Source organism: Priestia megaterium, assembly GCF_046599315.1.
In the GTDB taxonomy this organism is placed as follows: domain Bacteria; phylum Bacillota; class Bacilli; order Bacillales; family Bacillaceae_H; genus Priestia; species Priestia megaterium_F.
In genome coordinates, this window is record NZ_JBKIKC010000019.1 from 40,034 (window position 1) to 53,677 (window position 13,644).

General features: G+C 37.1%; 18 protein-coding genes. 11 read left to right on the top strand and 7 right to left on the bottom strand.

What is annotated here, in order from left to right; genetic code table 11:
• Positions 1-50 precede the first annotated feature (50 nt).
• Positions 51-386, top strand: coding sequence for a CHY zinc finger protein (locus tag ACLHDF_RS28440; protein WP_413921780.1), 336 nt, complete (start codon positions 51-53; stop codon positions 384-386).
• A 19-nt stretch (positions 387-405) separates the two neighbouring features.
• On the opposite strand, the gene ACLHDF_RS28445 is transcribed toward ACLHDF_RS28440, so the two are convergent.
• Positions 406-720, bottom strand: a complete 315-nt coding sequence (locus ACLHDF_RS28445) for an ArsR/SmtB family transcription factor (RefSeq protein ID WP_413921781.1) — start codon at positions 718-720, stop codon at positions 406-408.
• A gap of 204 nt (positions 721-924) precedes the next feature.
• Here ACLHDF_RS28445 and ACLHDF_RS28450 point away from each other — a divergent pair, with 204 nt between their 5' ends.
• From ACLHDF_RS28450 to ACLHDF_RS28460, 3 genes are all read left to right on the top strand, one after another.
• Positions 925-1,209 carry a putative quinol monooxygenase gene (locus ACLHDF_RS28450; RefSeq protein ID WP_413921782.1) on the top strand — a complete coding sequence of 95 codons (285 nt, stop codon included), beginning with the start codon at positions 925-927 and terminating at the stop codon, positions 1,207-1,209.
• A 111-nt stretch (positions 1,210-1,320) separates the two neighbouring features.
• Complete coding sequence (locus ACLHDF_RS28455) at positions 1,321-1,758, top strand: hypothetical protein (RefSeq protein ID WP_413921783.1); 438 nt, start codon at positions 1,321-1,323, stop codon at positions 1,756-1,758.
• A gap of 116 nt (positions 1,759-1,874) precedes the next feature.
• Positions 1,875-2,555 carry a DUF4397 domain-containing protein gene (locus ACLHDF_RS28460; protein WP_413921784.1) on the top strand — a complete coding sequence of 227 codons (681 nt, stop codon included), beginning with the start codon at positions 1,875-1,877 and terminating at the stop codon, positions 2,553-2,555.
• A gap of 34 nt (positions 2,556-2,589) precedes the next feature.
• On the opposite strand, the gene ACLHDF_RS28465 is transcribed toward ACLHDF_RS28460, so the two are convergent.
• Positions 2,590-3,123: a GrpB family protein gene (locus ACLHDF_RS28465; RefSeq protein WP_413921785.1), complete on the bottom strand. Its 534-nt coding sequence runs from the start codon at positions 3,121-3,123 to the stop codon at positions 2,590-2,592.
• A 570-nt stretch (positions 3,124-3,693) separates the two neighbouring features.
• On the opposite strand from ACLHDF_RS28465, the gene ACLHDF_RS28470 reads away from it, so the two are divergent.
• The gene (locus ACLHDF_RS28470; protein WP_413921786.1) at positions 3,694-5,214 is read left to right on the top strand and encodes an SH3 domain-containing protein; all 1,521 of its coding nucleotides are present in this window, start codon (positions 3,694-3,696) and stop codon (positions 5,212-5,214) included.
• A 29-nt stretch (positions 5,215-5,243) separates the two neighbouring features.
• Here ACLHDF_RS28470 and rpsN read toward each other — a convergent pair whose 3' ends face one another.
• Positions 5,244-5,513 carry a 30S ribosomal protein S14 gene (rpsN, locus tag ACLHDF_RS28475; protein ID WP_413921787.1) on the bottom strand — a complete coding sequence of 90 codons (270 nt, stop codon included), beginning with the start codon at positions 5,511-5,513 and terminating at the stop codon, positions 5,244-5,246.
• Positions 5,514-5,926: 413 nt separating this feature from the next.
• Here rpsN and ACLHDF_RS28480 point away from each other — a divergent pair, with 413 nt between their 5' ends.
• From ACLHDF_RS28480 to ACLHDF_RS28490, 3 genes are all read left to right on the top strand, one after another.
• Complete coding sequence (locus ACLHDF_RS28480; RefSeq protein ID WP_013057736.1) at positions 5,927-6,202, top strand: AbrB/MazE/SpoVT family DNA-binding domain-containing protein; 276 nt, start codon at positions 5,927-5,929, stop codon at positions 6,200-6,202.
• Between the two features lie 121 nt (positions 6,203-6,323).
• Positions 6,324-6,785, top strand: coding sequence for a DinB family protein (locus tag ACLHDF_RS28485; RefSeq protein ID WP_413921788.1), 462 nt, complete (start codon positions 6,324-6,326; stop codon positions 6,783-6,785).
• Between the two features lie 193 nt (positions 6,786-6,978).
• Positions 6,979-7,746, top strand: a complete 768-nt coding sequence (locus ACLHDF_RS28490) for a class I SAM-dependent methyltransferase (RefSeq protein ID WP_413921789.1) — start codon at positions 6,979-6,981, stop codon at positions 7,744-7,746.
• Positions 7,747-7,761: 15 nt separating this feature from the next.
• Here the strand turns inward: ACLHDF_RS28490 and ACLHDF_RS28495 are convergent, their stop codons facing one another.
• Positions 7,762-8,448, bottom strand: coding sequence for an FHA domain-containing protein (locus ACLHDF_RS28495; RefSeq protein ID WP_413921790.1), 687 nt, complete (start codon positions 8,446-8,448; stop codon positions 7,762-7,764).
• 318 nt (positions 8,449-8,766) lie between these two features.
• Between ACLHDF_RS28495 and ACLHDF_RS28500 the strand changes: the two genes are divergently transcribed.
• A complete protein-coding gene (locus ACLHDF_RS28500; protein WP_013057740.1) occupies positions 8,767-8,901 on the top strand; it encodes a hypothetical protein in 135 nt (44 codons plus the stop codon).
• Positions 8,902-8,958: 57 nt separating this feature from the next.
• Here the strand turns inward: ACLHDF_RS28500 and cobT are convergent, their stop codons facing one another.
• On the bottom strand, positions 8,959-9,996 hold the full coding sequence (cobT, locus tag ACLHDF_RS28505; RefSeq protein ID WP_413921791.1) for a nicotinate-nucleotide--dimethylbenzimidazole phosphoribosyltransferase: 1,038 nt from the start codon (positions 9,994-9,996) through the stop codon (positions 8,959-8,961).
• Between the two features lie 170 nt (positions 9,997-10,166).
• Between cobT and ACLHDF_RS28510 the strand changes: the two genes are divergently transcribed.
• A complete protein-coding gene (locus ACLHDF_RS28510) occupies positions 10,167-11,033 on the top strand; it encodes a YitT family protein (protein WP_413921792.1) in 867 nt (288 codons plus the stop codon).
• Between the two features lie 64 nt (positions 11,034-11,097).
• Positions 11,098-11,457 (top strand): hypothetical protein, encoded by a 360-nt coding sequence (locus ACLHDF_RS28515; RefSeq protein ID WP_413921793.1) that lies wholly within the window; start codon positions 11,098-11,100, stop codon positions 11,455-11,457.
• 330 nt (positions 11,458-11,787) lie between these two features.
• On the opposite strand, the gene ACLHDF_RS28520 is transcribed toward ACLHDF_RS28515, so the two are convergent.
• Together ACLHDF_RS28520 and ACLHDF_RS28525 are read right to left on the bottom strand one after the other, a co-directional pair.
• The gene (locus tag ACLHDF_RS28520) at positions 11,788-12,234 is read right to left on the bottom strand and encodes an N-acetyltransferase family protein (RefSeq protein ID WP_413921794.1); all 447 of its coding nucleotides are present in this window, start codon (positions 12,232-12,234) and stop codon (positions 11,788-11,790) included.
• 185 nt (positions 12,235-12,419) lie between these two features.
• Positions 12,420-13,589: an MFS transporter gene (locus tag ACLHDF_RS28525; protein ID WP_413921795.1), complete on the bottom strand. Its 1,170-nt coding sequence runs from the start codon at positions 13,587-13,589 to the stop codon at positions 12,420-12,422.
• Positions 13,590-13,644: the final 55 nt, after the last annotated feature.

Sequence of the window (13,644 nt, forward strand, 5' to 3'; positions counted from 1 at the left end):
ATGATAAGGCGTATAAAAGCATGCTATACTTTTCATAAGAGGTGATCGTAATGAACAAACCTGTACCTACAATAAAAGGTGAAACCGTGGATTCCGAAACGCGCTGCACGCACTATCATACTGATAAAGATATTATCGCAATAAAATTTTATTGCTGTAATACATATTATCCATGCTATCAATGTCATAACGGGCATGCAGATCATGATATTAAAAGATGGCCAAAATCTATGTTTAATGAAAAAGCTATTCTTTGCGGAGTATGTAAAAATGAGCTATCAATTGATGAATACTTAACCTGTAGCTCCACCTGCCCTCACTGTCATTCTTCTTTTAATCCCGGATGCAGCCTGCATGGACATATTTATTTTGAACAAAAAAGCTGAACGACACATCGTTCAGCTTTTAAAATAACTGTTCATCTATATTTATAATGGAAGGAATCAGGCCTGGGAATAATTCCTCAAGCTCTTCTAAACGCATGGAATAATAGTGCTGCGTGCCTTCTATACGTAGTTTGATAATTCCAGCTTCGCGAAGTACTTTAATATGATGTGATAGCGTTGATTTTGATACATTTAATTTTTGATAATACGAACAGGTCTGCTCCTTTCTTGTCGCTAAACACTGTACAATTCGCAGCCGGTTAGGATCACTCAACGCGTGTAAAATAGGCGTTAATTTAATTTCAGATTTCGGTGGTTGATAAGGTTTTCTCATGCTTAAAATATAACATAGCTTCTTTTGTGTATCAATGTTCGGTAACTTTCGAACTAAAATCCTTGCGCTGTTATTTAATCAGTGTTATAGTTTCGTTGTTCGATGATATTCGAACTTGTCTTCATTTTAATAATAAATTGAATGAAAGATTAAAAACAAAACAAATAATATAAAGCACCATCATTATTAAAGGAGGAACCATCGATGATTCATTTACAAGCTTCAATGAAAGTTAATCCAGAAAAAAGAGAAGAATTTTTAGAAAACGTACAAGAACTAATTAAGCATTCTTTACAAGAAGAAGGAAACAGCAACTATCAACTATTTGAAGATGCGTTTACATCGAACACGTTTATGATGATTGAAGAGTGGAAAAGCGAAGAAGCAATCCAATCTCATAATAAATCAGCTCACTTCCAAAAGTTTGTAGCATTTGCTCAAACTGGAGTACTTGTAGCACCTTTAGATGTAAAAACATTACAAGGTTAAGAATTTAAACTTGAATAATTGAAAGCTGCGATTAACATCGCAGTTTTTTTTATCTACTTTAACAGCGTCCTGAATAAACTAAAAGTAATACTCAATAAATGAGGTGTTTGTATGGAGTTTATTTTAATTTGCAATTTTCTTTTGGGTGGAACCGCAGCGTTTTTATTAGTACCGGCTTTTACAAAAAAGCACTCCTTTCGCATGACTTTGCTTTCTCTCCTTTTCCTCCTTTCAATTGCTCCAACTTTCCTTCTCGCTAATCCACATATTGGAGTTTTATCTTGGACTATTCGAGACAGCCTTCTATTGTTTGCCGCTTTATTTTTATTTTATTTAACCTTCCCCTCAAGCAGGTCAAAAACGCTTTTGTTTTTTCTTTTATTTTTATTGTCGATTGCTCCTCTTGCCTACGTTGTATATGACGACTTCACGCATACATATGCAGATGCCAATATTAGGCTTGGCTTAGGCTTTTTATTCACATGGTTCTTAACAGCTTTGTACAATATTTTGGCTATTCTTCGATTTTTTCGTCAAAAATCTCAGTAAACACGTTAAAAGTTAACAAACAAACGAATAGTTGATTTCATTTAGTATACGCTAACAACTGCACAGTCCTTCTCTTTACATAAAGCTGTGCATACTAAAAAAGGAAGTGATACTTGATGAAACGACTATTCGTAATGGTAGCAGCGATTGCATTCTTGGCACTTAGTCGCATGTTAGTATTTGCCGCTGAAACACCTCCTGCTGCAGATGAGCGGCTAGCTCAAAATGCAGAAGTTCGCATTGTTCATGTTTCACCAGATGCTCCAGCTGTAGACATTTTTGTGGATGACAAAGCCTTGGTAGAAGGAGCAAAATTTAAAGATGTCTCCAATCCCCTGCCTTTGTCAGCTGGTTCTCATAAAGTAGAAGTATACGAAGCAAAAACGAAAGGCACAAAAGATTCGATCATCGAAGCTACACTTGTTGTAGACGGTGGAAAATCGTATACAGTAGCAGCCGTAAATAAAGCAGAAAATCTTGAACTACAGGCCTTCACAAATAATAAGCAAGGAATGGATGGAAAAGCAAGCCTACGTATTGCTCATTTATCTCCTGATGCTCCTGCGGTAAATGTAGGCCCTAAAGGGGCTGCCCCTTTATTTAAGGATTTATCTTTTAAAAGCATTTCAGGTTATCAAGTAGTAGATCCGGGTTCATACGATTTCTCTGTTTCCACAGCGGATGGAAAAGAAATACTAAGTCTTCCTAGAACAAACCTTGAGAGCGGTAAAAACTATACGGTTCTTGCAGTAAATACTACTAACAAGCTTGAGACCATTGTTTTACAGGACAATTAATCAAAAAACGTCATTTCAATTGAAATGACGTTTTTTATAGACTGCGCTGAATGAATTCTTCCTTTTTGTACTCATAAGTAGAAATATCGTTCCACAATCGTTTTGAAAGCTCGTATTTCATACCTTCATATTTTTTTCTAGCACGTTCGCTCGAGCGTAAATGCTCTCGAAAATCAATGCGTTCATTCCAGTAAGGTGATTCACTGACCGTTACGTACACATGACTTCTTCTAGCATCGTATGGAATAAGCTTACGCGCGTTCTTAGCTGTCATAATTGTAGGATAGTGCGCAGCCTGCACACCCTCTTTTAATAAGATAAACATCTCTTTTTCCGCTACATATACGTGAGATGTATTTTTTAATATGGCGCGTACTTCATTTATATCTTCTTCACGTTTGACTCCAATTAAAATATCAACGATTGGTGAACCTGCCAATCCTGGAACGGACGTGCTTCCAATATGTTCAATGTCTACTGAAAAATCTTTTAGTGTGTTGAGTAACGCTTCTTTTTCCATTTGATACAAAAGCGACCACTTTGTTTCATACTGAACAATCTTTCGCATATTGGTTTCCACCCTTTCACTTTTTTATACTGTACCATGATTCAGAATAAAAAGAAAGAATTTTCTAATAATTTAATTTTAGCTTGTGTCAAAATTTTTATATCGATATGGACAGGCTTTATATTATTTTATATATTGTTGTTATTTTTATTCTAAATGTTTCATAATTGTGGATGTTTCCTCCTTCAAAAGGTAGATACGCTTTTATTTTCTATTTCTTCTCTATCATATTCACACTTGCTTTCTTTATACTATTTCATATTTTTTATAGCCTAAGACATTTTTTCAAAATGCAGGTGAACAAAGGACTAAAGACTTTTAAACACCCCTTATATCCCTAAATCCTACCTCTAATATGAATACATTTTACATTAATGTAAAATTTTGTAGTTAAGAATAACAGATAGTTCAAATTCATTATACAATTGAATTTCGTCATATAGTATGATGGATAATGTCGGTAGAAGAAGATAATAGTAGATTTTACTTGAAATTTTGGATTTATTACCGATATATGCTTTGTATACCAATAAAATTATGATGAAATTTGTAATTTGCAAGGAGGAAAAAATGAATAAAAAACATATTATGTACACAGCTGTTTCTTCTGTACTTTTAAGCTCTTCATTGCTTTTGCATTCGATTGATGCAGACGCAGCTGAATCGGCGAAAGTAACTGCTACATCGTTAAACGTACGTGCAACGCCTAGTACAAGCGGTGCCATCGTTGGGAAAATAACACAAGGAAACACCGTTAATATAGTAGACGAAAGCAAAGGGTGGGCTAAAATTACCTATAATGGTAAAGACGCTTGGATTTCGTCTCAATACATAAGCAAAACACAAATAAACAGTACGTCTACGGCAAATTCGACATCCAAATCAGCAATCGTTAACGCTAGCTCATTAAACGTTCGTTCTTCTGCGAGCACAAGCGCGTCCATCGTGACGAACTTACCACGCAATTCAAAAGTAACGGTGTTAAAAGAAAGCGGATCTTGGTCACAGGTTAAAACGGCAAGTGGTCAAACGGGCTGGGTGGCGAGTCAGTATTTAAAAGCGGACTCTGGTTCTTCTACTCCCACTAACGACTCTGGCTCTACCTCATCCAAGTCGGCGGTTGTTAACGCCAGTTCTTTAAACGTTCGTTCTTCTGCAAGCACAAGCGCGTCCATCGTGACGAACTTACCACATAATTCGCAAGTAACGGTGTTAAAAGAAAGCGGATCTTGGTCACAGATTAAAACGTCAGCAGGTCAAACGGGCTGGGTGGCGAGTCGGTATTTAAAAGCTGATTCTGGACAGTCTTCACAAACAGCCCAGTCGATTCAAATTTCAAAAGCTTCAAATTTGCGTACTCAGCCGAGCTTAAGTGCGGGAATTATTCGTGTAGCAAAAGCAGGTGAAAGATTTAAAAAAATAAGTGAAGCAAATGACTGGGTGCAAATTCAGTACTCTGCGAGTCAAACAGCATGGGTATCAAAAGGGCTAACAGCTCCGGCTGGTTCCACAACTTCAGCTAGTTCACCTGCTCCATCTGCTGCTTTGAAAGATAAAATTATTGTAGTAGACGCTGGGCACGGCGGATATGATCCTGGCACTTCAGGTAAATCATCAATTGAGAAAAATCTAGCGTTAACAACAGCAAAACTTGTTGCAAGCCGCTTAGCTAATTCTGGAGCAAATGTATTTATGACGCGGTCAAACGATACCTTTATTTCACTGAGCGGACGTGTGAACGTTAGTGAAGCAAAGCATGCAGATGCATTTATCAGCATTCACTATAACGCTTCTACTTCATCTTCTGCAAACGGCATTGCGTCATTTTATTACAGTGAAGCCAAAGATAAAGAATTAGCGAAATATATTCAAGAAAGCATGGTTGAAAACGCGCCTTCTATGAAGGATATGGGCGTTCGTTTTGGAGATTATTATGTTACTCGAGAAAACAACCAGCGTGCTGTACTGCTTGAATTGGGCTTTTTATCAAATTCTCACGATGAGCAAATTGTTTCTTCTAACGCGTATCAGCAGCAAATATCTACAGGTATTTATCAAGGAATTGCTCGATATTTTGCAGCTAATAAATAATAAAAGCCCTCATTATGAGGGCTTTTATGCTACCAGCTTGCTTTTTTAACACCTGGAATTTGTCCTTTGTAGGCCAATTCTCTAAAAGCAATGCGTGACATTTCAAATTTTCTAAGGTAGCCTCTCGGACGACCGGTAACGCGGCAGCGATTATTTAAGCGCGTTGGCGAAGAATCTCTAGGCAATTTTTTTAACGCTTCGTAATCTCCTTTTTCCTTCAGATCTTGACGTAATTGCGTATACTTCGCCACTATCTCTTGACGTTTTTGTTCTTTTACAACTTTTGATTTTTTTGCCAAACTTTTTGTCATCCTTTCCTATACATTTTTTCTCTTTATTTGAAATACGTAATTATTACGATTTAATTGTTTTGGGGGTCCACCTTTAAATTTAATCGTATTTTCTTCATTCTTTCAATTTATTTGCTTCAACGCTTACATGCAGTTACCCGCAAACTGCTGTATAAACATAAAAAAAATTGTATGTCAAATGTAATTAATTCCTGTATCTCCTATATCATACAAAGAGACCTACATATTCCATATTGTAGGAGGATTTGTATTTACAGATAATATTTCAATAATATTACAGTTCATTTACATATTAATAACTTCGACAAATTTAGCGGTTATCTAGTATATAATCATCTTAGAAATTCCAAAAATAATATTTTGTGTACTTAATAAAATATAAAAGTAAAGGTGATTAAAAAATGAAGTCGACTGGTATTGTAAGAAAAGTAGATGATTTAGGTCGTATTGTAATTCCTAAAGAGTTAAGACGTGTTCTTGAAATAGATGTAAAAGATCCTGTTGAAATTTTTGTCGAAACAGATCGAATTATTTTAAAGAAATATGAGCCGAATGGTGCTTGTGCGATTACTGGCGAAGTATCTTCTGACAACGTAACAATCGCAGATGGCAAATTAACTTTAAGCCGCGAAGGTATGGAGTTATTACTTGAAGAGTTAAAACAACGTAATTTCTAATAATAAGAAAAGCAGCTGCTTACATGCAGCTGTTTTTCTTTGTATGAAGGTTTTTTCTTCGCTTTCTGATGTTCAGATGCTATACTCAGAAGCGAAATACATAATAAAGGAGCATTTCATTATGACAGTTGAACAAATTACTTATCATTTTTTAGCCCATCGAAACGTAACCAATGAATTAATCAACAAAATTGAAGCAGGTCACTACGACTACAAGCCTGCTCCAACATCTATGTCCGCTTTTGACCTATCTACGCATATTTTAACATCTTTTTATGCATTTGCATCAGTGGTAAAATCCGGCGATTTATCTCCACTTGGTCAAAAAGCTGATTTTAGCGGTAAGTCATTATCAGACCTTTCAGCTGAATATACGAAAAAAACAGTAGACGTATTACGCTCACTTAGCGAAGGTGATTTAAACAAAACAATTGACACAACTGCAGCGTTTGGAAGAAAGCTTGCTGGAAGTCAAATTTTACAAATGGCCATTGACCACGAAATTCATCATAAAGGAAATTTATACGTATACGTGCGTGAAATGGGTCATACGGATCTTCCTCTATTTGTTCAGTTCGGTTAAGGTTATAAAATAGTTTAAGTTTATGCCTGTAAGCGCCCAAGCTAGAAGTTTGGTGCGCTTTTTCTTTGCAGTTTTCGGGATAATAAGTTAGATATATGGTATAATTCTATCAATCACTTCATATCTACTATTCAAAGCTTGTTTCTTCTTATAAAACGATAGTCATCATCTTTTACAAAGGAGGAATCACTTCATGAGTCAAACTGTTAATCAACAAAAAATTGCTCAAGTGTATCATCTTCCGTTTGTTTCTTCATTTGGAGGAAGTGCTATGAACCTTCTTTCTCCTCAAGCTGACGAACATATTTTAGATATTGGCTGCGGCACTGGTGAATTCATTTCGCAGCTCGATAAGCTTCGTGTCCATGCAACGGGCATCGATTGCTCTGAAAATATGGTTGAACAGGCTCGTCATCAGTATCCGACTCTATCTTTTGAACAATTAAATGCCCTTAACCTTCCTTATTACGAACAATTTGAAGCTGTTTTTTCCAATGCAACTTTGCATGATATCCGTCCCCCCCACCTTGTCATTAAAAACATTTACAATGCTTTAAAACCAAATGGCCGATTTGTAGCAGAGTTTTGGGGGAAAGGAAATATGGACGAAATTTTCACAGAAATCATTCGTCAATTCAAAACGTTTGATATTCCTTATCGCGAAGTAGATTTTCCTTGGTATTTTCCTTCTGTAGCTGAATATTCTTCCCTTTTGGAATCACATAATTTTCATGTCACCACTGCCATACACTACAGTCGCCCCTTCTTGTTAAAAGGGGAAAATGGCTTGCGTAATTGGCTGGAAACAAATGCAGCTCCCCTTTTTGCTCACGTAACGACAGAAACAAAAAATGTCATCATTACACGCTTAGAAAATAGAATGCAAGACAAGCTTTTTCAAAACGGATCTTGGCTAGCAGAAGCTAAACACATACGTGTACATGCTGTAAAACTAGACTGAAAAATGGACGTGATTCTATTCACGTCCATTTTCGTTAAAGTGCAGCCAGTATCCTTTTCCTCGAATCACTTCGATTTCTAAATACATGCCTATCTTTTTGCGCACGCGGTAAATCAGCGCATTCAGCTCTTCCGCTGCTACTAGAATTTCTCCATTTGACTCTACTCGTTCAGGCCAAACGCTTTTTTTTAATGCTTCTTTTGAAACAAATTGATTGTTGTTTTCTAGAAGATACGCTAAGCATGCGTATTCTTTATCTGACAAAATATACGTTTCCCCTTTTACTTTTACTTTCTGTAAAATTGGATCTAATGTATAAAACGGCTTACTTATTTGTTTTAGCATAGGTCCTAAATCGAGGGTTACATCCATGTCGTTATCGTCATTTTTAAATACTAACGCTGCCTCCTCATTTGCTAAGGTAATGATATCGTGCTCTTTCAATAAACGACCAGTTCCAGGTCGTAACTCTTCTCCGTTCACTTTTGTACCGTGTTTACTAAACAAGTCTGTAATAAAAAATGCATTATTTTCATACGTTACTTCAAAATGCTTGCGTGAAATGTAAGCACTTTGAAAAGCCAGATAAGGCTCCCATTCTTCACTGCTTCGTCCGATAATACAGGCTTTATCTTTTGGAATAGGCACGGAAGCTCCTTCGTAAAAAGGAGCACCTTTCCGAATAATCAACATACCGTTCATGTTTGCTCACACTCTTTTTTTAAAATTTTCCGACTCTTATTATGTAATTATAATACTCACATTTATTGAGATTTCTTCCAACTTTGGATAACATCATAGTATAGTCAGTTATATGATAAAGGTTGTTGTCATGTAAGTAAACCTTTAGATTATTTCTTTTCTAACTAGAAGAATACGTATTCTTTGCACTGCTGTAACAGGGATACAAATTTTTTGTAGAATAATTTGATTTTTAGTAACTTTGACATATGTTCTCTCTTTTTAAAGCGGAGTAAAATAGGAAAATACGTGAAATATTTACATAATGGAGGAAGACCAATGGGACGGTTGCCAAAAGATAGAGAAATTCAAGCGATTAAACGACGCGTTGCACTGGTATTGTTAATTATTGGATCATTTATTTTAACAGGTGCTAGCTTTAGCATTTACTGGTTTATGATGTTAAAAATATAAGTTTTTTTATAAAATAAACAAAAAAGACATGGTTTTCTTCCCATGTCTTTTTTTATTTTATTCTTTTTCAGACACTCCCGCAGATTGAAACGTGGCCATATTGGCAATCATCAGTGAAGCCGAGTGTAGCAGCGGAAATGTAACAGCAGCTCCACTTCCTTCACCTAAGCGCAGATTGAGATTGAGAAGCGGTTTCTTATCAAGAAGCTTCATCGCACACGCGTGACCTTGTTCAACAGATTGGTGACTAGCAAACATATAGTCTCTTGCTTGTGTATTGATTTCTGTCGCTAGAAGGGCTGCAACTGTACAAATAAAACCATCTACTAAAATAGGAATGCGATGAGCAGCAGCAGCTAACATAGCACCTGCCATTCCAGCAATTTCAAGCCCTCCTATTTTACTGATAATATCAATCGGATCTTGAGGGTTAATATGCCTGTTTTGCAGCGCTTCTTCAATCACGTTCACTTTGTGGCGTAGTTGTTCGTCAGAAATGCCTGTGCCCATTCCTGCAAGCTTAGAGACTTTTTCTCCTGTTAATACAGCTAAAATAGCCGTGCTTGACGTAGTATTCCCAATGCCCATTTCTCCTACAATTAAACATTTGATTCCTTGGGAAATAAGCTTTTCAGCTTCCTCATATCCGACTTGAACAGCCTGTTCTGCCTCATTACGCGTCATCGCGTCTTCTTTAAGAAAACTAGCCGTGCCTAGCTTCACTTTTCGTTGTACAAGGTCCTTATGAGAAAGGTGTGAAGCAATGCCGATGTCAATCAGTTTGAACTGTGCATCTATTTGCTGACTAAACACGTTAATAGCTGCTCCTCCCTGCAAGAAATTTAGCGCCATTTGTGCCGTTACGTCTTGGGGATAAGCTGAAACTCCTTCTTTTACAATTCCATGATCGCCTGCAAAAACGAGGACTCCTGGTGGAGTGACTGTCGGAAAAACTTCCCCTGTCATTGCCGCTAATTCAACTGCTATTTCTTCTATTCTTCCAAGGCTTCCTAGCGGTTTTGTTAATGTATCAATATAGCGTGCAGCTTTTTCGCCAGCGCTTGTTTGAAGCGCTGGAATATAAACGTTTATCATATGTACAACTCCTTTATTCTAGCAAATGTCTACCGTTTAATTTAACAGGATTTTGTTTATTCTGGCTAGTCTTTTTTAAAGTAGAAGATTGGATAGAGTTCCCAAAACTTAGTTATACTAGTAAGAGTCTGTTTAATGCGTAGAGGCAGTATTTTGAAAGGAAAGATTTTATGACAACGAAACAGCACAAAAAGGAAAAGGCAGGTCGGCTCATTTATCGCTACATTATGATGTTAATTGGAGCTTCCTTGGCTGCCGTTTCTATCGAATTATTTTTAGTCCCAAATTCCGTAATTGATGGTGGTATTATCGGTATTTCTCTAATTTTAGTTTACTTAACGAAATTGCCGTTCAGTCTTCTTATCATCATCTTTAATCTCCCTTTTTTATATAGTGGATATAAACAAATTGGTCAGAGCTTCTGCTTTTCATCTATGTTTGCAGTTGTTGCTTTATCCATTGTAGAGTCTCAATTGCACCACGTTCCAGCTGTAACATCTGAACCGCTTCTTGCTACTGTATTTGGGGGGCTACTATTAGGAGCAGGTGTAGGGACAGTCATTCGTCACGGAGGCGCGTTAGATGGAACTGAGATTTTAGGCATTTTATTAACAAAAAAAATTCCGTTTTCTGTGGGCGAATTTGTAATGTTTTTAAATATCTTCATTTTTGCTTGGGCAGGGTTTGTGCTAGGTTGGGAACAGGCCATGTACTCTATCCTTACGTACTATATTGCTTCTAAAACTATTGATGCCATTATTCAAGGGCTTGATGAAACAAAAGCAGCCTTTATTGTTTCAGATCACTATGAAGAGCTATCAGATGCTATTACGCATCGCCTGGGAAGGGGAGTTACGAAACTGTATGGTAAAGGCGGATTTGAAGGTACAGAAAAAGAAGTCATATACGTAGTGGTGACGCGTTTAGAAATTACCAAGCTTAAAACCATTATTTCTGAAATTGATCCGCATGCATTTACAACGATTATGGATACACAAGAAGCGCAAGGTGGCAAATTCAAATCAGCGATCCACTAACTTATACATAAGCGCGGATTTCTTTGAGCATGCTAATAGGTGACTACCCATAAAGGAGATCATCATGATGAAAGAACAAATGTCCAACTTATTTCACCAATTAAAACAGTCGGTTTACGATGCATCTGATAAGTTATACGATAAAGTACATACACTGCACTCACCACCAGGAGTGAGTGTGTTTGAACTGTATGAATGGATTAAAGAAAATCCAAGCACAACCGTACAAAACCAAACATTACTCGGAATTTCGTACTATTTCTATAGACTCGAAGTAGACGGTGTTTTTTTCTATATGGAAACAAAATATGATTATTTACTTTATATGACTATCTATAGTTCAAAACGTCATTATTTCACCTATCATTCCTACCAAGATTCTTTATCAACAGTGACTCCATTGACGTTTCCTATTACTAAATAATAAAAAGCTCCTCGGTTTCAGGAGCTTTTTTTATATGATTATCTTCCTTTTCGGACTTTAAAGATAAACAGCGCAAGTAAAAAACCGCTCGCCGCAGTTACTATTTTCCACGCGTTTAAGATTGGATTTTTTTTCAAGGTCCTGCTCCTTCCTTGCGGCTATACTAAAAATAGGATGGCCACCTTTCAAACAGCTAGTCCAACTTCCTTCCTACTATAAATATGCTCATTTAACATATAGCCCACCAACATTTTCATCATTTTCACTTTTCATACTATAACATATTTTTGCCATTTAGTAGAAGTCTTAAAAGTAAAAGCTGCACTTCTCTTAAAAAAAACGGTATTGAATCCCTGCATTTTCTTTGCCGTTCATTTTTTGATAAAGGTTTTGGGCAACTAAATTTTCACTGCTGCACTCAGCGGTCATACTTGCAAATTCAGACTTTTGAGAATAGGCAAGGCAAATCTTAACCAAACGTTCACCAATTTTATTTCCTCTGTTTAAAGGAGATACGTACAAGTCTTTTAAAACAGCTGTTTCTTGAAAATAATAGGTGCTCCACGATATGTACACTGTCGCAAAACCTACTAATTTCCCTTCCAATTCAGCGACAAACTGTATGCCGTAGGAAGGATTGTTCAATAAGCGCTTAATATGTAAAGTTAAAGCTTTCCGAGAAGGGGCAGGCTGCTCACAGAATTTCACTATATATTCTTGCATTAATGTAGCCAGTCGCTCTCGATCGGTTTCAACCGCCTGTCGAATGACAACCATTTAATCACTCCTTTTAGCTCAACGCTCTTAACATAATTCGATAGCCATACTTTTTTTCCTTTCATTTTCGTGAAAAGCTTCCTACTTTTACACAATAGGTATTTAAAACAAAAAACCTTGTACGGCTTGTATATAAGAGGGAAAATGCGAAGTTTTTAAAAAAAGGTTGCAAATAGCAACCTTTCTTATTTATAAAGCGCATAGTTCCTTAATAATAAACCTACACAGCCACTGATTACAATGAGTCCTCCTGCCGTTAGAAACGCCGCCGTCACATCTAGCGAAGCAATAGCTCCAAGCAGCAGCACTGAAAGCCCAAACGTCACATATGAAACGCTCAGCGTAGCGGAAAACACTTTAGGAAGCATTTCTAACGGAACGGCCGTTTGTGTAAGCGTGTAAGAACACGTAGCGCTCATTTGAAGTGCAATGCCAATAGCGAAACTAATTAAAAGTGAAAGCAAAGGAACAGACGTCACTCCGAACAATAATGTAAAGAAACCTGATAAAAGACTGCCCAGTGCTACGATACGATAAAGGCTTTTCTCTTGCTCAACTGAAAGCTTCAACAAAACGAAACCTCCAAGAAGCGTTCCAATAAAAAAACTGCTGTTAATATACCCCCACCAAGCTTCATTTTTATTTAATACCTCTTTCACAAACACGTAGACAATAGCTGATGCCCAAACGCCAGCAGCCATTCCTTCTAAAACCTCCATGACTAATAGAACCCGCAGGCGCGGATAATGCCAAATTAGCTTCCATCCCTCTTTTAAGCCTTGTTTTTGATTCATTTTAGAAGAATGAACGTGTATACGAACGGCCTGCATGAATACGATTGATAAACTGAATAACGAAAATGACAGCCATAAAAGACCAGTAGCATTCCAACTAATGATCAGGAAGCTTCCAAGCGGGTAGGCTGCAATTTGAATCGTTTGATCGGTGACATTGAACGTACTGTTCCACCTTAACAGCTTCTCTTTATCTACTAAATGAGGAAGCATAGAGCTTTGAACCGGAGCTGCCCACCCATCAAAAAAAGCAATAAGCGCAACGCAGCACAGCATGCCAATAAGCGGCAGATCCCATAAGAAAAACATAGATAAAACACTTGTTTTCAACAGCTGAGACACCACAAGAATACGCTTAACTTTGTAGCGATCTATAAGAAAAGGCACAGTGAAACTGCTCAAAAACTTAGCAGTTGTAATGGTAAACGGAATGCACGAAAGCAGCACAGGCGAACTGTTTCGAGCGTAAAGAATGCTAATTAACGCAACAATATATAATACATCTGCTAAATTGGCTTGGCTTTGACCAACCCATAAAAAAAGTGCGGAACGATTTTTCACGACAATCCCTCTTTCTTTTTAGTATGACTGAAAAGAAAGAGAATCCTACACGTAA

Excerpts from the sequence above, each read along its gene's own strand:
- ACLHDF_RS28440 (WP_413921780.1), top strand. The coding sequence starts at position 51 with ATGAACAAACCTGTACCTACAATAAAAGGTGAAACCGTGGATTCCGAA.
- ACLHDF_RS28445 (WP_413921781.1), bottom strand. The coding sequence starts at position 720 with ATGAGAAAACCTTATCAACCACCGAAATCTGAAATTAAATTAACGCCT.
- ACLHDF_RS28450 (WP_413921782.1), top strand. The coding sequence starts at position 925 with ATGATTCATTTACAAGCTTCAATGAAAGTTAATCCAGAAAAAAGAGAA.
- ACLHDF_RS28455 (WP_413921783.1), top strand. The coding sequence starts at position 1,321 with ATGGAGTTTATTTTAATTTGCAATTTTCTTTTGGGTGGAACCGCAGCG.
- ACLHDF_RS28460 (WP_413921784.1), top strand. The coding sequence starts at position 1,875 with ATGAAACGACTATTCGTAATGGTAGCAGCGATTGCATTCTTGGCACTT.
- ACLHDF_RS28465 (WP_413921785.1), bottom strand. The coding sequence starts at position 3,123 with ATGCGAAAGATTGTTCAGTATGAAACAAAGTGGTCGCTTTTGTATCAA.
- ACLHDF_RS28470 (WP_413921786.1), top strand. The coding sequence starts at position 3,694 with ATGAATAAAAAACATATTATGTACACAGCTGTTTCTTCTGTACTTTTA.
- ACLHDF_RS28480 (WP_013057736.1), top strand. The coding sequence starts at position 5,927 with ATGAAGTCGACTGGTATTGTAAGAAAAGTAGATGATTTAGGTCGTATT.
- ACLHDF_RS28485 (WP_413921788.1), top strand. The coding sequence starts at position 6,324 with ATGACAGTTGAACAAATTACTTATCATTTTTTAGCCCATCGAAACGTA.
- ACLHDF_RS28490 (WP_413921789.1), top strand. The coding sequence starts at position 6,979 with ATGAGTCAAACTGTTAATCAACAAAAAATTGCTCAAGTGTATCATCTT.
- ACLHDF_RS28495 (WP_413921790.1), bottom strand. The coding sequence starts at position 8,448 with ATGAACGGTATGTTGATTATTCGGAAAGGTGCTCCTTTTTACGAAGGA.
- ACLHDF_RS28500 (WP_013057740.1), top strand. The coding sequence starts at position 8,767 with ATGGGACGGTTGCCAAAAGATAGAGAAATTCAAGCGATTAAACGACGC.
- cobT (WP_413921791.1), bottom strand. The coding sequence starts at position 9,996 with ATGATAAACGTTTATATTCCAGCGCTTCAAACAAGCGCTGGCGAAAAA.
- ACLHDF_RS28510 (WP_413921792.1), top strand. The coding sequence starts at position 10,167 with ATGACAACGAAACAGCACAAAAAGGAAAAGGCAGGTCGGCTCATTTAT.
- ACLHDF_RS28515 (WP_413921793.1), top strand. The coding sequence starts at position 11,098 with ATGATGAAAGAACAAATGTCCAACTTATTTCACCAATTAAAACAGTCG.
- ACLHDF_RS28520 (WP_413921794.1), bottom strand. The coding sequence starts at position 12,234 with ATGGTTGTCATTCGACAGGCGGTTGAAACCGATCGAGAGCGACTGGCT.